Source organism: Brucella pseudogrignonensis (assembly GCF_032190615.1).
Lineage (GTDB): Bacteria > Pseudomonadota > Alphaproteobacteria > Rhizobiales > Rhizobiaceae > Brucella > Brucella pseudogrignonensis_B.
In genome coordinates this window covers 1,965,897-1,986,999 of record NZ_JAVLAT010000001.1, presented here as the reverse complement: position 1 = coordinate 1,986,999, position 21,103 = coordinate 1,965,897, and the positions used below count along the sequence as shown (strand labels likewise).

Sequence of the window (21,103 nt, the reverse complement as noted above, 5' to 3'; positions counted from 1 at the left end):
CCCACTTTTCCGCGACATGCTTTAGCCAATAAGCTTGTCGAAGCTCGCCCGAACATTGGCGGCAAGCTCGCCGATATGGTGTTCGACGCGCTTAATGTCCGGCAATTCAGCGGCGCGGCAGAGAAGATCAACCATGCCCGGAATGAATTCTTCGCGCGTCGCGTCGCTTCCCAGACAAAGTCGAATGGTCTGACTGAGATTGGTGTAGAAGCGATGCGCTTGTACAAGATCATCGATTGTCTTCGGATCAGCAAATGAAGAATCAAGACCGGCCAGGACGTCCTCCGTTGCCAAAGGACGTGGGTGTTTTGACACCTTTCCGATCAGCACCGCGAACTGCGCGATGAACTCCAAATCGACAATTCCACCAGGCTTCAGCTTGAAATCCCAGTCGTCACGCGGCGGCTTTTCCTCGTAGATCAGATCACGCATTTCGCGCACGTCTTTGGCAATCTTTTGGGTGTCGCCCCTACCCGCTAAGACCTCATCAATCTCCTCCCGGATGAAGTCACTGAAGTCCGCATCGCCATGGATAGGACGCGCACGCGTCAGCGCCATATGCTCCCACGTCCAGGCTTCGCTGCGCTGATATTTTCCAAAGGATTCGATATGGGTCGCAACCGGGCCTTTATTGCCGGATGGACGTAAGCGCATATCAACTTCATAAAGCACACCTTCCGCAGTTGGTGCCGACAAGGCTGCAATCAGGCGCTGCGTAAGACGAATATAATATTGTGAAGGAGCGAGCGGCTTTTCACCATCAGAATAATCCGCATCCTGATCATGATCATACAGCAGGATGAGGTCAACGTCTGATCCGGCAGTCAGCTCACTGCTACCAAGTTTGCCCATGGCAAGCAAAGCAACCTTCGCGCCCTTGACCTTTCCGTGACGGCGCTGCAATTCGCTTTCAACGGCTTCAAAAGCCTTACTGATCATCAGCTCGGCGAGATCAGAAAAAGCCCTCCCTGCCCGCACGCCATCGATGGCACTGGTTAGCAAGCGAATACCGATCAGAAAACGATGTTCGGCAGCGAAAATGCGCAGGCGGTCGAGAACTTCCTCGTAATCGCTTGCCGATCCCAAAAATGCGCGTAGCCGCTCTTCGAGATAATTGCGTGTTGGCATTTCCGAGAAAATTGCGGGATCAAGCAGGCCGTCAAAAACATGCGGATTGCGGGTGATGATCTCGGCTAGTCGCGGGGCCGCACTCATAATCACCACGATCAGATTGAGAAGACGTGGATTGGATTGAAGCAGGCTGAAAAGCTGAATGCCGGAAGGCAGGCCTTGCAAGAATCCATCAAAACGCAGGAGCGACTCGTCTGCGCGTTTGGTTGCAGCAAAAGCTTGCAACAGGGCAGGCGTCAGCTCGGTGAGACGCTCACGTGCTTCGGCGGATTGCGTGGCACGATAGCGGCCAAAATGCCAGGTGCGGATAACACGGCAAATATCACTGGGCCTATCATACCCCATGGAGGCGAGCGTTTCCAACGTGCCCGGATCATCAACATCGCCGGTGAAAACAAGATTGCCGCTCGATGACCCGAGTTCGGGCGCCTGCTCAAAAAGTGCAGCATAGTGCTTTTCAACGATCTTGAGCGCTGACAGGAATACATCGGAAAACTCTGCCGGATCGCTATAACCCATCATATGCGCGACACGGGCAAAGCCTTCATCATCTTCCGGCAGAATATGCGTTTGCTCATCGGCAATCATCTGGATGCGGTGTTCTACATCGCGCAGGAAATAATATTCCTTGCCAAGTGCATCTCGTGCTTTTTCGGTAATCCAGCCACATTCAGCAAGCCTTCCGAGCATAGGGACAGTCTGATTGCCGCGCAATTCAGGAAAGCGACCACCCGCGATCAACTGCTGCGTCTGCACGAAAAACTCGATCTCGCGAATACCGCCACGCCCGAGCTTCACATTATGTCCGCGTACGGCAATATCGCCGTGGCCCTTGTGCGCATGTATCTGCCGCTTGATCGAATGCACATCCGCAATCGCCGCATAATCAAGATATTTACGCCAGACATAGGGGGCGAGTTCTGCCAAAAATTGCAGGCCAGATTCACGATCACCCGCCACGGGGCGCGCCTTGATCATCGCAGCCCGTTCCCAGTTCTGGCCGCGCCCTTCATAATAATGAAGGGCCGCGCCCACTGGAATTGCAAGCGGCGTCGATCCCGGATCAGGGCGCAACCGCAGATCAACGCGGAAGACATAGCCATCCGCTGTACGATCTTGCAAAATGCGCACGAGGCGCCGCGTCATGCGAGAGAACGTATCAACACATTCATAGGGATCAATGATCGCTGGACGCTCGGAATCGATGAAAACAATCAGATCAATGTCAGATGAATAATTCAGCTCGCGGGCACCAAACTTGCCCATGCCTAGCACAATCCAGCCGCTACCCTTTTCAGGATCGTTGCGGTCCACAAGTTTGATCTTGTCAGCGCTATCTGCTTCACGAAGCAGATAGCGGATTGCAGCTCCGGTACAAGCTTCTGCAAGGTTCGTTAGCCAGCCGGTTGTTGCTTCCGTGTTGAATATCTGCGCCAGATCGCAAAGGGCAATGAGCACGTGCGCCTCGCGCTTGCGCTGCCGCAGGTTGGTCATCAGAGCAGCTTCGGTAACACCTTCTTCTGTGCCGGAATTGGAAATCTCAACAAGAATGTCTTTAAGCGCGGCTTCAGGCGGGTTGGATGCTATCCTAGCAAGGATGCCTGGGTGGCGGATCAATGACTCGCGAATAAAGGGTGAAAGATCGAGCACTGCTCCGAGAAAGCTCTGCGCTTTGCCATTGCGCAAAAGCTCGACAACCTGGCTCAGTTGGTCACTCTGCGCCCGCTCTGACAGATCAACCAGATAGCCACGTGCTTTTTCGGGGTCAAGCGGCGACAGCGCACAAAGGTTACGGTCAAAAAAGAGTGCCTTTGTGTCGCCAGCTGCCATGATACCCTCAGCATTCAATGTAAATTTAGGCGTCTTTCGGCAAAGGGAACTCTAATACGGCGCGCAGGCCCGGCCCATTATCTTCAAGACGCAGAGCGCCACCGTGCAATTTCATCACTGCCTTGGCAAGACTTAAACCAAGTCCTGATCCCGGCTGTGTACGGCTTTCTTCAAGACGCACAAAACGCTCAGTCGCCTGTTCACGTTTCTCCTCCGGGATACCCGGACCATTATCGGCGACAACAATGCGCAGCCATTGCGGATCGCGTTCCATCGAGAGCGTTACGGTGGCAGAATTTTCACTGCTCAGCGCATATTTAATGGCATTGTCTACGAGATTGGAAACCGTCTGACCCACGAGCTCACGATTGATGGGCAGCGGCACATCATCAAGCGCACCCAGTATCAGCTGAGCACCTGCATCTTCTGCGACCGGCTCATACATTTCGGCCACATCGCTGACGATTGGAGCGACCGACATGTCATCGAGATTTTCTGATGAATAACCAGCCTCTAGCCGAGAAATCATCAATATCGCGTTGAAAGTACGGATCAGCTGGTCAGACTCTCCAATAATATCTTCCAGTGCAGCCCGATATTCTGGTCCGGCCTTCTTGCCGGAAAGAGCTTCCTCCGCACGGTTGCGCAAGCGCGTCAACGGCGTTTTGAGGTCATGCGCGATATTGTCGGAAACCTGCTTCAGGCCTTCATTGAGTTCAAGGATACGCCCAAGCATAACGTTAAGATTACCAGACAAACGGTCAAACTCATCGCCGGAACCATTGACTGGCAACCGGCCCGTCAGATCACCATCCATAATGCGCTGTGACGCTCGCGACATATCATCAATACGCTTCAGCGCGCGACGGCCAACAAAGAACCAGATCAGCAGCGCACCAACACCCATAATGCCGAGTGCCAGCATCAGCGAGCTTCTGACAAGATCACGGAAGCGTTCCGGCTCACCAAGGTCACGGCCCACCAGCAAGCGCATGCCATTTGGCAACGCGATCACCACGGCAATCGCGCGGTGTTCCGTTTCGGTGCCCTGCTCGCCATAGCGACGATATTTAAACGCCCGTTCAACGATGCCGTCGGTGTCCAGGACGCCCGGTTCTACACCTTCAACATTGCCGGAAAGGATACGCCCTGACTGATCCGCAACCAGATAAAGATAAGCGCCCGGCTGACGCGAACGATAGTCAATGGTCCGCACAAGCTGAGGTATGCCGCCACGCGAATAGGCTTTGCCGATACTGGCAACTTCCTCGCCCAGCGCTTCCTGCGTCTGGCTATTGATGATCGATGCGGACAAATTGGTCATGTAGAAGACCAAAGCAACCGCCCCCACAGCAAACAGCAGCAGATAGAGCGTCGACAGACGAGCGGCAGTTGTCCGCATCAGCGCAGAGAAGCGGCCCATCAGTCGACCTTAGCGCTTGCAGCAGTTTTGGATTTTGCGGCTTTGAGCATATAGCCAGCACCGCGCACGGTGTGCAGCAGTGGACCGTCAAAGCCCTTCTCAATTTTTGATCGCAAGCGAGAAATATGTACGTCAATCACATTGGTCTGCGGGTCGAAATGGTAATCCCAGACGTTTTCAAGCAGCATCGTACGGGTAACAACCTGTCCTGCATGACGCATCAGATATTCCAGCAAGCGAAACTCGCGTGGCTGGAGTGTGATATCAACATTTTGCCTGCGTGCGGTGTGTGCAAGTCGGTCGAGCTCCAGATCTCCCACACGGTAAATCGTATCGGCCTCGCGCGGACTTGAGCGACGCTGCAAAACTTCAACACGGGCCAGAAGCTCGGAGAAAGCATAAGGCTTGGTCAGATAATCATCGCCACCAGCACGCAGACCCGTCACGCGGTCATCCACCTCGCCAAGGGCAGAAAGAATAAGGACGGGGGTTTCCATGCCTTTTGCACGCAGGCCTGCAACCACCGAAAGTCCGTCGCGCTTTGGCAGCATCCGGTCAACCACCAGAACGTCATAATTGCCATGTTCCGCGAGCGCGTAGCCAGTTTCACCATCACCTGCAATGTCTGCAGAATGGCCAGCCTCGCTAAAGGCCTTCTCAAGATAGCGGGCCGCTTCGCGGTCATCTTCAATTACGAGAATTTTCATGGCTCTACCCCAAAGCAAGCGACAGCGATTGTAAAAACAATAGGTTGTCAGGGAAAATGAAGCAATGGCAGGCGGGTATCCGCCTGCCATTTTGTATCGGTATGCTAACCAATCAAAAGCCTCAGGCTTATTCCTGATTGATTGGCAGAGCAACGAAGCGGCTCTGATCGTCGCGCTGCACCTGCAAGAGGACAGCCTTACGACCGGACTTTTCAGCTTCTGCCACAGCCTTGTCGATATCCTTCGCACTTTTAACAGTCTGGTTGTTGACTGAAACGATAATGTCTCCGGAACGGATATCCCTATCTGCTGCATCGCTGTCAGGATCGACATTGGTTACGACAACACCGTCACCTTCTTCAGAAGGCGTGACCGTGAGACCGTAGGAGTCGAGTGTATCGCCCTGATCGCTGCCGCCATCATTCTGCTGAGCACCGGCCTTCGCCTGATCCTTAGGCATTGCTGCGATCTTAATATCGATCTCTTCAGCCTTCCCATTGCGCCAGACAGTCAGAACCGCCTTTTCGCCCGGTGCAACGTTTGCAACCTTGCGGGCAAGATCACGTGGATCCTTAACAGGATCGCCGTTGACAGCAGTGATCACGTCACCAGCTTTAACACCAGCTTTTGCGGCAGGTCCATCAGCCTGCGGCGAGGATACAATTGCACCCTTTTCTTCGGCCAAACCGAGCGACGCAGCAATGTCTTTCGTTACAGGCTGAATCTGAACACCAATCCAGCCGCGCTCTACAGAACCAGTCTTAATAAGCTGATCCACAACCTGCTTTGCCGTCGATGCTGGGATTGCAAAAGCGATACCGACACTACCACCGGAAGGCGAGAAGATTGCGGTGTTGATGCCGATCACTTCACCTGTCTGGTCGAAAGTCGGGCCACCAGAATTGCCCTTGTTAACGGCCGCATCGATCTGGATGAAGTCATCATAAGCGCCAGCGCCAATATCGCGACCACGAGCCGAGACGATACCAGATGTTACAGTGCCACCAAGGCCAAACGGATTACCAACAGCAACAACCCAGTCACCGATACGGATCTTGTTGTCATCGCCGAGCTTCACATAAGTGAACTTCTGCTTTGGCTCATCGACTTTAAGCACAGCAAGGTCAGTACGCGGATCAGTACCTATCAACTTGGCGTCAATTTCTGTGCCATCATCGAGAACAACAGTGTAGGCATCGCCGTCTGAAACGACGTGATTGTTGGTCACAACGTAGCCGTCTTCAGAAATGAAGAAGCCGGAACCCTGTGCGAAAGGACGTTCATGACCGGGGCGCGCCTTCGGACCTTTGCCCGGACGACGGCCTTCAGGGCGTGCATCACCACGCGGTTCCATGCCGAAATCGCGGAAGAAACGCTTCAGCGGATGGCCATCTGGCAACTGATCGAAACCGGGAGGGGCCTGCATCTGCTGGCCACGGCTATCGGCTTCCTGCACGTCTTTCTTGACGCGAACACTGACAACTGCTGGGCGCACTTTTTCAACCAAGTCCGCAAAGCCAGCCTGCTGCGGTGCATTCACACTCACCGCATCGGCCCGCGCATTTTCCATAACACCCATCGGGCCGGTTGCGACAAACGCACCAGCAAGCGCTGCGGACAGCGCAATTGCTGCAACGCCCTTGCGATATTTGGAAGTAATGATCTTCGACATATGGCTCTCCTTACAAGAAGCAATCCGGGGTTGGTCCTCTTGGGCGGCACCGACCCTGTTAATCCGTTATGATGTTAAGATAGTCAGCGCTACCTTACCGCTCAATTTCCGGAAAATGAAAGTTTTGTAAGGTTGGAACCCAGCAAGATTGCTATTTATCGTCGAGAAGACGGGAAAGCTCAGATTTTTCGCGATCTGACAACGGCTTTTGCACGTCAGGAACCGCATTTCGCCGACGAAAAGCAATCATTAAAGCAATACCGCCAAACAGAAGTACGATCACGGGAAAGCCCCAGAGAATCGCTGTTTGTGCGTTGAAGCGTGGCTTTAAAAGAACAAACTCGCCATAGCGGTCGACAACAAAATCAACGACCTGCTTATCGGAATCGCCCGATGTCAGACGTTCGCGCACTAAAATTCGCAAATCACGCGCGAGTTCGGCATTGGAATCGTCGATTGATTCGTTCTGGCAGACCATGCAGCGCAGCTCCGCCGAGATTTGGCGAGCACGTTTTTCAAGCAATGGGTCAGATAGGACTTCGTCGGGATTAACCGCAAAAGCGACGGACATGTGAAGCGCCAGAAAAAATGTCAGTAAAGCCGTGACGAACTTTCTGCCGATCTTCATATCGTCGCCCCCGCTTCTTTCGATGATGCCTTACGCTGCTTCGACGGCGCGCCAACACGCAGGCGGCGATCAGCAAGCGAGAAAATTGCACCTATCATCATCACCAGCGCACCGTACCATATCAGCGTCACATGCGGCTTCCACCATACACGCACGACGATAGAGCCATCACCCGGTTCATCGCCAAGAGCCACATAGACCTGACTGAACCAAAGCGTCTTGATACCCGATTCAGTCGTGGGCATCTGGCGAGCCGGGAAGAACCGCTTTGACGAGTGGACAATTCCGAGATCACGATTTGAGGAATCAAAAAGCGTGAAATCGCCGCGATTTTCGGTGAAGTTTGATCCCGTTAGCGGGCGCATACCTTCAAAACGCAGCGAATAATCAGCTGCCTTCGTTGTGTCACCCGGACGCATAACCAGAACATTTTCAGTGCCATAAGTGGTTACACTTACGATCCCAAGTAGTGTGATACCAAGACCGATATGCGCAAGAGCTGTGCCGAAGACTGAACGCAGAAGACCTTTAAACCGCGACAACGCTTTAAAAGCAGAAACCTTGCCTATGCCTGCCTTGAGCCAAAGGTCAGTGAGGCTTCCGACAATCAGCCATACGGCAAGACCTACACCCATCGCAGCCAGCACCGAATGGGAGTTGCTCTGCCAAAGAACAATACCAACGGTAATAAGCGCCAGCGCAAAAGCCGTCATTAGTCGTTGTGCAACGCCGTAAAGATCGCCACGTTTCCACGCCAGCAACGGACCAAAAGGCACAGCCATCAGCAGCGGAACCATCAACGGCCCGAAGGTCATATTGAAAAAAGGCGCGCCGACAGAAATCTTTTCGCCAGTCAGCACTTCGAGCAATAGCGGATAGAGCGTGCCAATGAGCACGGTCGCGGCAGCTGTAGTGAGGAACAGGTTGTTGAAGACCAACGCACCTTCACGCGAAATCGGTTGAAACAACCCACCCGATGACAGGCTTTGTACGCGCAGCGCAAAAAGTGACAGCGATCCACCGATGAAAATCGCGAGAATGGCAAGAATGAATAGTCCACGTCCCGGATCGGTCGCAAAACTATGAACAGACGTCAGCACACCCGAACGGACAAGGAATGTACCAAGCAGGGAGAGCGAGAATGTCAGGATCGCGAGCAGCACTGTCCAGATTTTAAGCGCTGAGCGCTTTTCCATGACAATGGCTGAGTGCAGCAGCGCCGTGCCGACCAACCACGGCATGAAAGAGGCGTTTTCGACCGGATCCCAGAACCACCAGCCGCCCCAGCCGAGCTCGTAATAGGCCCAGTACGAACCCATTGCGATACCGCCTGTGAGGAACATCCATGCGACCAGCGCCCAAGGGCGAACCCAGCGCGCCCATGCCGCATCCAGACGTCCTTCGATGAGCGCTGCAACAGCGAACGAAAAGCAAACCGAAAAACCGACATAGCCAAGATAGAGCAGCGGCGGATGGATCGCGAGACCAATATCCTGCAAAATCGGATTGAGATCGCCACCTTCGATCGGCGCGGGAACAATGCGCGTGAAGGGATTGGAGGTAAAAATGATAAACGCTAGAAATGCCGTTCCGATCCAGCCCTGCACACCCAGCACATTCGCGCGTAGAGTTTCTGGCAAATTGCCGGAAAAGGCAGCCACAAGCGCACTAAAGAAGCTCAGAATCAGCACCCAAAGCAGCATTGAGCCTTCATGATTTCCCCAGACGCCGGTGATCTTATAAAGCATCGGCTTTTGCGAGTGCGAGTTCTCGACGACATTCAGCACTGAAAAATCGGAAACAACATAAGCAAGAGTCAGGACTGCAAAAGAAAAAGCAATCAGCGCGAAAACTGCAAGTGTTGTTGGAACTGCAACGCCCATGAGCTGCATGTCGCGGCGCTGTGCACCAACCACAGGCACGATTGACTGAACCACTGACAATGCCAGTGCCAGAACCAGCGCGAAATGACCAATCTCGACATTCATAGGCTTTTTCCAGTTCCCATCATTTACCTTCCCAAACGCCCTTCTTTTTCAGGCTATCGGCGAGGTCTTTCGGGACATAATTTTCATCGTGCTTTGCAAGGACACTGTCCGCGCGAAAAATACCATCTGGTTCAAAGCGACCTTCTGCAACAACGCCCTGTCCTTCTCTGAATAGATCAGGGACAATGCCTTCAAAAACGACTTTGACGGTCTTGATTGTATCGGTGACTGTAAAACGAAGCTCACTACCCTCCCGCACAACTGAACCTTCTTCGACAAGACCACCCAATCGGAATCGCGCGCCGGAAGTAATTTCCTGTTCCGTCAGATCGGCAGGCGTTCGGAAGAAACGAATATCCTGACTGAAAGCCATGAGCATAAGACCGACAGCAACCGCCAGCACGACCAGAGCGCCGCCAATCAGCATCAGTCGCTTACGCTTTCTACGGCTGACGCTGCGGGCCAGATTTCCGGCTTGCTTTATATTGCGTTCATTGCCTTCTGCGGTCGCACTCATTGCGTTGCGCTCCCTGCTTCCAAACCAAGCCCTGCGGCAAAACTTTTTAGCTCAACTTGCTGCTTGCTATCCAGCACCGCAACACCACGATTCAGCGCGTCGACAGCTGCATCACGACGATCAAGGATCATGTAAGAGCGCACCAAACGCTTCCAGCCTTCAAGATCCGCGCCGTTTTCACGCAAGCTTTGATCGAGACGCTGAACCATGCCTTCAACCATCGCCTGACGATCTTCCGCATTCATAGAAGCAGCGGCATCGACATCCTCAGTGCTTGGCCCCTTTGCAGGTACTGATGGCGAATTGGTCGAATTATGGATAAAAGCAATCGCTTTTTCAATCTGTGAGCGCCAAGGCGCATCAGCTGGACCTTTATCGAGAAGGCTTTGCAAGCGCTTCACAGCCCCTTCTGAATTACCGTCCTGTAAATCGCCCTGCGCGAGATAATATTGCGGCCGAATATCGTCCGGGTTCAATGCTGATGCTTTGTTGAAAAGCCCTTCCGCTTCTGCCGTTACCGGACCACCAGATACAGCGATAAGCGCTTCACCGAGGCCGAGTACTCGCGGGAAATTCTCGCCTTCAAGCCGCATCGCCGCGCGATAAGCATTCACTGCGTCATTGCCCCGACCAATGCGCAGATAAATTGGTGCCAATACATCCCAACCACGCGCATCATTTGGATTTTGTGCCAGATGCGCTTCGGCGCGAGCGATCAACTCGTCAACAGAGCTGTTTTGCGGACTGTTTTCCAAGCGTGCAGCCAATGGCATTGATGGCACATCGGGAGCACCGAAAATTGGATAAACACCCCACGCAATCAAAGGGACTGACAGCACCGATACAAAGCCAAGAATACGCCCTGAACGCGCCTGCTTGAAACTCGAAATCGCGTCTGAATTGCTTTTCTCAGCATTGAGAATTCGACGGGATATTTCAATCCGCGCCTGCTCCGCACTTGGCGCGTCGATCATGCCGCGTGCAGCATCGGCCTCGACCTCACGCAGCTGATCACGATAAACTTCCAGATCATTTTTTTCAGGGGGCAAAAATTCCTGCTTGTTCCGAGTAAGCGGTAACAAAACAATCATTGTAGCTGCAAAAGTCAGCACGGCGGCAGTCAACCAGAATTCCATGGCTGAGACTTAATCCCGGTCGGCATAAAAACCAACTCGAACAGTGCCGAATCCGGGCGACTAGGGCAATTCGCCGCAAAGCAATCATCGTAAAATGCAGCTTTTCAAGCATGCCCGCGCATAGAGGAAATAATAGCGATGCGCGGCGCGCATATCTAAGTGAAACGACTCACATATTTCCAAAAAATTATGTCAGAGGTGTCCAGCTTCCATCGGCGTTACGGCAGGCTGTACCACGCGCACTTTGCGGCGCCCCAGCTATTGTGAAACTGTGCGTATATTGGCGGCAATTCTGCGATCCGACCTGATAAGGCTGTGCGGCAGTGACGTCACCAGATGTCGAAGCGCTACCGCTCCAAGAGACAACTTTGCCCGCCGGTGAATATTCAAGTGCACGATATTCTGCTTCAAGCGCTTTTTTACGATCAGCCGCAGTTAATTGCCCAACGGAACTGCCAAGCAAACCGTTACCCAACGATGCAAGAAGGTCCGGACGCGTTTCTGTCTTTGAAGAAAGACCGCCGAGTGATGTCAGCCCACCGCCCTTGCCACCGCCGGATGTTCCACAGGCAGAAAGCGTAAGCGCAATAGAAACAATCAAAAGCGAAGCAGAGAACTTGGAAACCATCATCATAATAAACCGGCCTTCATAAAGATAAGCATGCATATGATCGCAAAATGCAGCTTTCACCCTAACCTTGTAGTGAGCCTTGCGGCAAAAACAACTCTCAATCTTCAGTCAGCGGCAACACAACGCGTACTGCAAGCCCGCCCATAGTGCTTTTTGCTAGATGCAAACTTCCGCCATATTCGCGCACAGTATCCTGAACGATTGCCAAACCGAGCCCGGTGCCGGGCTTGGTTTCATCAACGCGATTACCCCGCTTTAATGCCGCCTCTATATTATCTGGCGCAAGTCCGGGACCATCGTCCTCAATCAGAACCTCAAACTGACGTTTAACATCCACAGCTGCTCGGAGCGTAATTTTTATACGCTTACGCCCCCACTTGCCTGAATTTTCAACAAGATTGCCAACGATCTCTTCGAGGTCTTCCTTCTCACCGGCAAAGACTGCACCCGGCAACGTATTCTTAAAACTGATAGTGAAAGACGGATTGAGTTTAACCGTCACCCGCTTCATGCGCTCCAGAACTGGCGTAACTGGCGTTCTAAATACAACGCTATCGCGCTGCGCTGCAATGCGCGCGCGTTGCAGATAATGCTGTATCTGCACCTGCATCGCTTCGCTTTGTTCAAGAATAACGCGCCCCTGTTGGCCGCCAATGCTTCGCGCTTCGTTGGCAAGAACCGAAAGCGGTGTTTTCAGTGAATGCGCAAGATTGCCAACCTGCGTTCGGGAACGCTCGACAATGCGACGATTGTTTTCGATCAGCGCATTCATTTCTTTGGCAAGAGGCGCAATTTCAATCGGCAGCGATGTATCTAATTTTGCTGAGCGCCCTTCGCGAATGTCTGCAAGTGCCTGACGCACCTTATCAAGTGGACGGAGTCCGAACAGAATAATGCCAGCATTGATGAAGACACTGCCAAGGCCAAAAATCGCAAGATAGAAAGCGAGCTTTTTCCGGAAGTCTGAGATTTCACTGATGACTTCACTCAGATTGCCCATCACGCGAAAGCGCGCAACACGATTATCATTATCCAGAACGACTTCGGTTTCGACAATATATAATTCTTCGCCATTCAACCCCGGCAGAGTGTAGCTGCGCATGAAAGAGCTGTCGAAAGGCACCTGCGATACAGGGATTTCTGGAACGAGGCGCCCAATTGACGATAGAGATTGCAGTTTGCCGCTTACATTTTTCGAAATGGGATCAACTGACCAATACCAGCCAGAAAGTGGACTGGAATAGCGCAACTCTCCAAGTTCCGGACGCCCTTGAAGAGTGCCATCTGGCGTTATACTGACCGCGCCCACAAGACTGAACAGATGAGCCGTCAGCAAGCGCTCAAAATTGTTACGCGCTGCATCGCCATAAAGTGTGCTGATAAGTGTTGCGACGACGACAAGTGCGATAATGACCCACAGCGTCGAAAGCGTGACAACGCGGATAGCCAGCGAACGCAAAGGGGGAAAAACGCGAAGAAGCTTCAGTTCCCGCTCCCTTTCACATCTCCCTGCCCATCAGACCGGATGCGATAGCCCATGCCGCGCACAGTTTCGATCAGATCAACGCCCATTTTCTTACGAAGGCGACCGACAAAAACTTCAATCGTATTGGAATCGCGATCGAAGTCCTGATCGTACAAATGCTCAACTAACTCAGTCCGAGAAATCACCTCATCCATATGATGCATGAGATAAGAAAGCAGCCGATATTCATGTGACGTGAGTTTAAGCGCCACGCCGTCTACGCTTGCCTTAGACGTCTTGGTATCAAGATGAAGTGCGCCGCAGACGAGCTCAGAAGATGCATGGCCTGCCGCGCGCCGGATCAGTGCGCGCAATCGCGCCATGACTTCTTCAATATGAAAAGGCTTTGCCACATAGTCATCGGCACCGGCGTCGATACCGGCAACCTTATCGCTCCAGCGATCACGGGCTGTCAGCATGAGAACTGGCATTGCACGGCCATCGCGCCGCCAGCGCTCGACAACACTGATCCCGTCCATCTGTGGCAGACCTATATCGAGGATCACCGCATCATAGGGTTCGGTATCGCCGAGATGATGGCCTTCTTCACCATCGAAAGCGCTGTCTACGACATAGCCTGCGCTCGCCATAGCATCCGAAAGCTGCCTGTTGAGATCTTTATCGTCTTCAACGATCAGAATACGCAAGCCATATTTCCTTGCTTATTGCCGTAGCAAAGCCGCTTATTGTGCGGGTACAGCCACTTCAACGCGACGCGGACGTTCACCATCGCGCCCTGGTATAAGCACCACGACCACACACATGGCTCGGCCATTCTGCGTTGTCGGCGTTGATTTAGCCAGTTGACCGCCCTGCGAGGCAGCCACTTGTTCGCCAACTGCGGCGCAATCAGCTGCGGCAGCGACAAAGACGTTTGATTTCTGAGGCGTCGCAATTGGCAGGGCACCGGCACTGACCGGCAACAGACCAATGCTAACGGCCAGAAGCGCGAAAATTTTGAGAGCAGGGTTCTGTTTCATCATGTCCCTTATATAGCGCCTGTCAGCTGAACGATGCATGAACAATGCAGTTCATTGAAGGACACAAAGGAAATTAAGCCCATAAAATAGCAAATGCCTCGTATTGAAACAGCCACTATTTAAACCATTGTTTTTACACATAAGATCATCCGGAGCATCCGTCAACATTCCGGGATCAAGCATATTTAATAACCCTGCTATCACGGTTTATAAAATTATGAAATGCGCGAAGTTGCCCCTATCCGACCAAAAATGGCGACAAGGCCAGCGATTGCGGTGGCAAGTTGCAGCAATACATCAGTCAGTGCACCTTGATCCACGGTTTCGCTGACAAGACCAAACACACCTGCAAGCGACAGAAACAACGCAACAAGTCCAGCCCAGACAGTGCGCGAAAGATACCAGGCTTTATCATCAGTCATGAATTATCCTTTTCTATTAGGAATTGCTCAGAATTTCGATTGAGGCAAAATCGCCAGCACCGACCCTTGTGCTCAGCATCGCAATCCGAATTTCAAAAGGGCTGCTTCCAACTTCTGCAAGTCTTGCAGCACTGGGATATGCCCACGATGCAGTGGATACTTCTATGGTCCTCACGCGCACTTCTGACTGCCAGACTTCCACACTGTAGCTCTCGCTATCCTCGCCAAGTGGAATGTCTGCCCCCATCCAACTATCGGCATCAACTCGCCCACGTCTGATCCAGTTGAATGACAGATCACCATTGTTGAGCTGATCAACCTTCAGATGCACAGGACTCAGTGGCCTCAATGCCTGCAAACCACCAATGGCTGTGACCGTATCGAAATATTCATCAGAAAATGGCTTACCTGCCGCGCCTACGCGCCAATTGAGTTCCAGCCCGATTTCCGATGGTGTCAGGCCTATGCTCTGCACGCCGCCGTCAAATAAGATAAACGGCGTACCAGCTGGTTTTTCGAGCCATGCTGCCGTTTCAGTGCCAAGCTGCCCACGTAGGAGATTGCTTAATCGCCAGCGATTTTGTCCAACTTCTTCAGCCTCCAAAAACTGAACCACCTCCCATTTTTCATCGGGGGATTTGATCATCGCCATATTCGCCCCATTGAGGATTTGAGCAAATGGCTGTGATTGCAACTCACCCGAATAAAGTGCCAGCTCAATAGTCTGCGCATCAATCTTTCGTCCGCTCGGGCCGCCTTCTAATGGCGCGGTCAGTTCACCCATCACCGCCCGCTCCGTGATGAGGCCGCGTTCTGCAAAGCCATCGCCGGTTGGAGAGGCATAGGCCACCACCCCTCGCCATGGCTTGGCATGCGCGGCAATGCGGAACTGACCAGCTGGGTCGTCTGCACCCGGCCACAATGGCAGATCAATGAGATGGAAAATCGGTTTCATATCCGAAACCGGCTCACCTGGAGGAAGCTGCGGCGTCTCTCCCCTATCTGCAAAAACAATATTCGGTGCCAGGGCCACAGCTTTTACCGCACGCACCTCGCCGTCTTCCAGCGACGAAACGATGTAGTTGCGGCCGCCGCCCAGCATATCAAGTCGCACCCGGTCGCCAACATGAAGCGCCGCCTCAGACCAAGGCAGTGAGAAACTTGCAGTCCGGCGCTCAGCATAGCGGCGCGCCATCCAAGCCTCTGCGAGAGCGCTCGCTTGCCCTTGCTCCATGGAGCCGGACAAGCTGAGGCTTTCGGTGCCTTGTCCCGTATCGCGTCGCACCGATGCGCCAACCACCTGAAAATCACGCAATGGGTCGTTGCAGTAGAGCTCTGCCACCGAAGGTAAATCACCCGGATCTTCAAGAACCGCAGTCAGCACTTCGCCATCGGCCGGTTCAACAAGCATCGCCGTAACGTCAAGCAAAGGCGCCGCGCGACCAATGCTACGGAACACAAATTGGCCTGCCTGCTCAAAACCATGAATACCAAACACATTCATCAACGGTTCCAGCACACCGCGCGCTGTACTTGGCTCCCCAATAACAAAACCGGTTAGGTGACCATCAACACCCGAGCAGTCGGCATCCGGCAAACCGAAATCCGCAAGAACGGCAGCGATAAGTTCATCAAGCGCAATCCCGCTCAAGCGGCCATTGAGCCAATGGCCTAGCCGCCAATTTGGCGTGTCGCCCCACACATCACCTTTGAGCGGAAATTCGGGAAATGGCCGCGTGTCCCAGGACCAAAGATAGATGCGATCCATGTCGAGCATCGGCCCACCGTAGACGGGGGAGACCGGATTATGCTCCGGCCAATACTGATAATGCGCCCGCAAAAAGCGATCCATGGCGATGTCGGAGCGTGAACCATTCGAGAAATAGGGTGTCGCATTTTCCGAGGATTTTGGATCAGGGAAAACATTGGGCTGGTTTGGTCCTTTATCGACAGCCGGACAACCGAGTTCGGTAAACCAAACGGGCTTGGATTGCGGCACCCATGCCGTTGGCGTCAGAGTCTCGGCGCCATCCACGCGGTTATAATGCGGATTGCTCCACCACGAACGAATATCCTTGTAGCGATAGACCCATGGCTTGCCTGCAAGACCATCGGTAATGGGCGTGCGCTTTCGCTGTTCCCGATCTTCGTGACTTCCATAGTACCAGTCAAAGCCTTCACCCGCTTCGACGCTATTGCTCAGGCCGTTGAGGTCGTACGCGCCTTCAAAACCGTCCGGGTTGCCGCCCTCAAGATCATCATCACGCCAATCGGCCAGCGGCATATAATTATCGATACCAATCGCATCGATTGCCGGATGTGCCCATAATTGATCAAGGTTGAAATAGAGATCGCCTGTGCCGTCCTGCGCCTGATAACCAAAATATTCGCTCCAGTCCGCACCGTAACTGATGCGGCAGCTAGCCCCAAGTTTGGCGCGCATTTCAGCAGCCAGTGTGCAAAGATGGGTGACGAAGGGGAAAGCATCGCGACTTTCGCGAATACTGGTCAGGCCACGCAATTCAGAGCCTAGCAGAAATGCATCCACACCACCTGCCTGCACCGCGAGACTCGCACAGTGATTCAGAAAACGCCTGTAACCCCATGTTCCATTGACGAAAGCTTCGACCTGATTGGCGGCCTCTGCGGTCCTATCGGGAGAGCCTGCAACGCCAATGGCAGGGTGGCAGGTGATACGTCCGCGCCATGGATAGACGGATTGCCCGTTTCCACCATCAGGGTTTGGCAATTGGTTATCCGCAGGAATATCCATCATGATGAAAGGATATAGCGTTACCTTCAAGCCACGCGCTTTCGCATCACGTATCGCATCAATCACACTCTGATCAGATGGTGTGCCACCATAGGCAGCGCCCTCGCCACTCGTGGAAATCAAATGCGCACCGCTACGCGTTACTTTCTCAACTTTCCAAGTCTGACTTGATGATGACGAACTCTGATGTGTCACGCCTGGCCTGATCTGACATAATCCTGCGCGCAAGTCGTCGCCGAACCACGGCAAGACGATCGCCACGTGCTGCAACTGAGGGCAAAGCGCCTGCAGCTCATCCATGGCTACAGTCCAATCGCCGCGTCCACGTTTTGCATTGCGGTTCAGTGTCCGACGCTCACCCAATACCATCTGATCGGTAACAGGCGATGGTGACAGGCCAAACTCTGTCGAGCCGGGAATGAGTGCTATAGCACGCACATCGCGCGCGACTTTTCCAATCGGCCGCAGAACCTCAAACTGAAATTGCGGTAGTCGATTGCCATAGACATCAAGCGGTATACGCTCGAAAACCACATACGCCGTTCCGCGATAGGCCGGAGCATTTCCTGTACCCTGTTTCGCTTCGATCAATGGATCGGGCTGCTGCGTATCAGTGCCATGATAAACACGCATTTCGATCTCGGTGAGATCAAGCTCCTGCCCGTCCGCCCAGACACGGCGAATGCCAGCAATTTCGCCTTCCGCGATCGCATAAGCCATATTGCCGAAATAGCTATAGGAGGTAACTTTCGGCCCACCCTTTCCGCCCTGCCGCTCTGTGGTTTTCTTTTCCTCAAAACATGTCGCCCAGATTAATGTGCCGGAAAGCCGTGCCGTGCCATAGACGAATGGCAAAGCCGCCCCTTCTTCGGCTGTCGCAACGCGGCCGCTATTGAGGCGTGCGCCTTCCATATGACGGGTCGAATTGATGATGGCCGTATCAATGGCATAGCCACCCATAGCACCAAGCCCCGCGCCAATGGCAGCACCCACGGGGCCAAAAATACCACCAACAGCAGCGCCTACGGCTTGCAGAACAACAGTCGCCATTGCTTAACTTTCTGGTTCAGGGAAAATAAAAATTCCGGCGATACGCTTGCGCCATTGCGGCACCAGTGCCGAAGACATGACGCGATGCCCCTCATAGGCATGGATAAAGCGGTTTTCACGCGTCATGATGCCAAGATGCTTGGCCGCAACATCGGAACGCCAACGAAAGATAAGCAGATCGCCCGGCTGCGGATCACCCCCGCTGCGTGGCTGCATGTGCCGGGATGCGGCCTCTAACAGCGGTTCACCCATCGCTGCCTCAGCCCAATCCGGCGCATAGGCAACGGGTATTTCCGGCTCCACACCATAAAGCGCACGCCAAATACCGCGAACCAGACCAAGACAATCACAGCTTACGCCGCGTGTGGAAGCACCGTGTCGATAGGGCGTGCCAATCCAGCGCTCAGTCTCGGTGAGAACTTTGTCAGCAATATTCATGGGACCAGTGCGCTCCCATCATATTCATTGCCACTACTGACATAAGCGAAGGCGGCATCATTTCCGGGAAGGTGTGGGAAGCCGCGAAAATTCGTGCCATTGGCAAACTTCGCCTTACAGGTGGCAAAGCTCTTGTCACAACCTGCAACCAGTCGAAAACCGTCGCCCGGTTTTGCAGCCAGCACTGGTGTCTCTGTAAGACTCAGAGCGTTGCCGCTCTGTGCGACAACACGCACCGATGCACCCCGATTGGCACCACTTGTCCATGTCAGTCGCCCCTGCGTAAACCAGCCGCTGGCAAAACCTTCAAGACCCGCGACGCTCAGCGCAGCACCCTCTGCACTGGTCACAGAACCATTCACAAAGAAGTGCGGATCGCTGATATTAACGCCGCAGCGCTGATCACCCAACACGGCATCGCACTGTCGCAGAACACGCCTTCCGCAAACAGCATCAAAGGCTGCCGCTGCACCCTTTAGTTGCATGACAAAACGGCCGCCTGAGCGCGTGATCGCCCCAACCGTCCAGCGACGTAAAAGCATATGCTGGTCCGGCCTATTCCAGTTTACGAGATAGCTTTCAACCACAGCACCATCATAGCGCCCCTGCTCAATATCCGCTTCACTGATGCGTGCCGAAGACAACACACCTTCGACATCGCCGCCCGCGATGGAAAGACCAAGTGTTGTTGTGGCTTCGCTACTGTTAAGACCCGTCAGCGGTTCGCAGGAAACCCCATCGAGATCAAACCTCCGGTCATGGTCCGTAAAGCCCATCACCACCTGATCGGAACGTCTGATAAGCCATGCAAAGCAATGGCTTGTCACTTCACCCTTGAGATGTGATTCAAGTTGCGCGGGAACAGGGATCATGCCTTGACCTCGATGATAGGAATGGAGGGAATTTCACCCGCCTGAAAGGAGGCAATGCTTGCTGTCAGCCGATCTGTGTCGAAGCGGACCGGCACATCGAACAGAAAGCCAGCCGTCACCTGAGCGCCCTCCACTGGCACATAATCCGAGGTAAAAGAGACAGCTCCCGTGGCATGATCGAGCGTATAAGCTTCCCCCTCGTTGAGTTTTGCGCCATTAACGCCGACCACCACCGACCCGATGACAGGACGTGTGACCGGACGACTGTAAGTGTCATATTGTTTGGCAAGCTGGTAGCCCGCTGTAACACCGTCACCGCTTCCGATGCGCTGATCATTATGTGAGGGTGCGGCAGTTCCGTTTGCTGAGGAAAAATCAAACGGATCGCGAAAGCGGAAGGCATGCAATGATCCCCGTCGTGCCTCAAAGAAGGCAAGCACAGTTTTCAGATCATCCAGCGAGCGCAAGCCCGTGCCCGCATCGAAATGCCTGCGTGAATGCGCCCAGCGTGCATTACGTTTTTCCATGCCTGATGTGAGCGTTACAATTTCATTGCGCCATTCGGTTCCGGTGGTGGAACCGAATGATACGCCAAGCGGAAAACGGACATCGTGAAAGGCTTCCATCTCACATCCTCCGTGCGCCACGGCGCACAGCACCGGCGAGCATGGTGGAAAGCTGAGCTTCTGACTTTCGGAAGGAGGATGCGTCAGGCGATGTCATGTTGAAAACGACCTGAACAGGCTTTGCCCCGCTGCCGCCCGTCGCTACACCCAGCCTGCCATCGGCACCCCGCGCCAGCGGCAAAATTGCCTCTGCACCAGCTTCACCTGTCAGGCCCAGCGAACCATTACCCATGCCAAAATAAGTCGGGCTTGAAACCACTCCGCCCTTGGCAAAAGGCATGATGCCCCGGATGCCGCCCATTACGCTCGACATTAGCGAGGAACCAAGATTTTGCAGTGGTTGAAGTCCTGCAGAAAGCGCTGAACCTGCCAGACTGCTCGCAAGTCCGCGCAGCACATCGTCAAGCCCTTTGCCGGAAACAATTGCACTTTTCAGTGCTGTTGTCAGGCTTGCGCCAAAGCTTGACGACCGCTTTTCAAGATCGGTCAGCGCGCGATCAAAAGCACTCGTGTCCGCCTCGACGGAAACGGTTACAGTTTCATCAGTCATGTTTAATCACCTGTCGGGAAAGGCGTGCATCAGCGCGTCGAGTGTCACGCGCGAAGGAGCATTCATGCTCATGCTCTGCGAAACAGGCCCAAGAACGGCGCCGAGTTCGCGTGGGGTCATGGCCCAGAAGTCTTTTGAAGAAAGCCGCAGCAAACCAAAACCCGCGCGCATCACCTCTTCCCACGGAAAAGGCTGACGTGAAGG

General features: G+C 53.6%; 18 protein-coding genes and 1 pseudogene. All 19 read right to left on the bottom strand.

Annotation, left to right across the window (positions count from 1 at the left end; translation table 11 throughout):
• Window positions 1–21 precede the first annotated feature (21 nt).
• A complete protein-coding gene (locus RI570_RS09620; RefSeq protein ID WP_313828204.1) occupies window positions 22–2,961 on the bottom strand; it encodes a bifunctional [glutamine synthetase] adenylyltransferase/[glutamine synthetase]-adenylyl-L-tyrosine phosphorylase in 2,940 nt (979 codons plus the stop codon).
• A gap of 25 nt (window positions 2,962–2,986) precedes the next feature.
• A complete protein-coding gene (locus RI570_RS09615) occupies window positions 2,987–4,387 on the bottom strand; it encodes a HAMP domain-containing sensor histidine kinase (RefSeq protein WP_313828613.1) in 1,401 nt (466 codons plus the stop codon).
• Complete coding sequence (locus RI570_RS09610) at window positions 4,384–5,091, bottom strand: response regulator transcription factor (RefSeq protein WP_313828203.1); 708 nt, start codon at window positions 5,089–5,091, stop codon at window positions 4,384–4,386. The genes RI570_RS09615 and RI570_RS09610 overlap by 4 nt, the downstream gene beginning before the upstream one ends.
• Window positions 5,092–5,218: 127 nt before the next feature.
• Entirely contained in the window at window positions 5,219–6,763 is a 1,545-nt protein-coding gene (locus RI570_RS09605) for a Do family serine endopeptidase (RefSeq protein ID WP_313828202.1), read from the bottom strand.
• A gap of 151 nt (window positions 6,764–6,914) precedes the next feature.
• Window positions 6,915–7,391 (bottom strand): cytochrome c-type biogenesis protein, encoded by a 477-nt coding sequence (locus RI570_RS09600; RefSeq protein ID WP_313828201.1) that lies wholly within the window; start codon window positions 7,389–7,391, stop codon window positions 6,915–6,917.
• A complete protein-coding gene (locus RI570_RS09595) occupies window positions 7,388–9,379 on the bottom strand; it encodes a heme lyase CcmF/NrfE family subunit (RefSeq protein ID WP_313828200.1) in 1,992 nt (663 codons plus the stop codon). The genes RI570_RS09600 and RI570_RS09595 overlap by 4 nt, the downstream gene beginning before the upstream one ends.
• Window positions 9,380–9,398: 19 nt before the next feature.
• The gene (gene ccmE / locus RI570_RS09590; RefSeq protein WP_313828199.1) at window positions 9,399–9,896 is read right to left on the bottom strand and encodes a cytochrome c maturation protein CcmE; all 498 of its coding nucleotides are present in this window, start codon (window positions 9,894–9,896) and stop codon (window positions 9,399–9,401) included.
• Window positions 9,893–11,032: a c-type cytochrome biogenesis protein CcmI gene (gene ccmI / locus RI570_RS09585; protein ID WP_313828198.1), complete on the bottom strand. Its 1,140-nt coding sequence runs from the start codon at window positions 11,030–11,032 to the stop codon at window positions 9,893–9,895. Before ccmI ends, ccmE begins: the two co-directional genes overlap by 4 nt.
• Before the next feature lie 187 nt (window positions 11,033–11,219).
• Complete coding sequence (locus RI570_RS09580; RefSeq protein WP_313828612.1) at window positions 11,220–11,666, bottom strand: hypothetical protein; 447 nt, start codon at window positions 11,664–11,666, stop codon at window positions 11,220–11,222.
• 94 nt (window positions 11,667–11,760) lie between these two features.
• Complete coding sequence (locus RI570_RS09575) at window positions 11,761–13,071, bottom strand: ATP-binding protein (protein ID WP_313828611.1); 1,311 nt, start codon at window positions 13,069–13,071, stop codon at window positions 11,761–11,763.
• A 74-nt stretch (window positions 13,072–13,145) separates the two neighbouring features.
• Entirely contained in the window at window positions 13,146–13,835 is a 690-nt protein-coding gene (locus tag RI570_RS09570; protein WP_313828197.1) for a response regulator transcription factor, read from the bottom strand.
• Window positions 13,836–13,871: 36 nt separating this feature from the next.
• The gene (locus RI570_RS09565; protein ID WP_313828609.1) at window positions 13,872–14,168 is read right to left on the bottom strand and encodes a hypothetical protein; all 297 of its coding nucleotides are present in this window, start codon (window positions 14,166–14,168) and stop codon (window positions 13,872–13,874) included.
• Window positions 14,169–14,383: 215 nt separating this feature from the next.
• Window positions 14,384–14,590, bottom strand: coding sequence for a hypothetical protein (locus RI570_RS09560; protein WP_313828196.1), 207 nt, complete (start codon window positions 14,588–14,590; stop codon window positions 14,384–14,386).
• Window positions 14,591–14,606: 16 nt separating this feature from the next.
• Entirely contained in the window at window positions 14,607–18,413 is a 3,807-nt protein-coding gene (locus RI570_RS09555; protein WP_313828195.1) for a glycoside hydrolase/phage tail family protein, read from the bottom strand.
• Between the two features lie 3 nt (window positions 18,414–18,416).
• On the bottom strand, window positions 18,417–18,851 hold the full coding sequence (locus RI570_RS09550) for an NlpC/P60 family protein (protein ID WP_313828193.1): 435 nt from the start codon (window positions 18,849–18,851) through the stop codon (window positions 18,417–18,419).
• On the bottom strand, window positions 18,848–19,723 hold the full coding sequence (locus tag RI570_RS09545; RefSeq protein WP_313828192.1) for a DUF2163 domain-containing protein: 876 nt from the start codon (window positions 19,721–19,723) through the stop codon (window positions 18,848–18,850). The genes RI570_RS09550 and RI570_RS09545 overlap by 4 nt, the downstream gene beginning before the upstream one ends.
• Entirely contained in the window at window positions 19,720–20,349 is a 630-nt protein-coding gene (locus RI570_RS09540; protein ID WP_313828191.1) for a TIGR02217 family protein, read from the bottom strand. Before RI570_RS09540 ends, RI570_RS09545 begins: the two co-directional genes overlap by 4 nt.
• 1 nt (window position 20,350) lies before the next feature.
• On the bottom strand, window positions 20,351–20,899 hold the full coding sequence (locus tag RI570_RS09535) for a phage tail tape measure protein (RefSeq protein ID WP_313828190.1): 549 nt from the start codon (window positions 20,897–20,899) through the stop codon (window positions 20,351–20,353).
• 6 nt (window positions 20,900–20,905) lie between these two features.
• A pseudogene (locus tag RI570_RS09530) lies at window positions 20,906–21,079 on the bottom strand (rcc01693 family protein); the annotation flags it as partial.
• Window positions 21,080–21,103 lie beyond the last annotated feature (24 nt).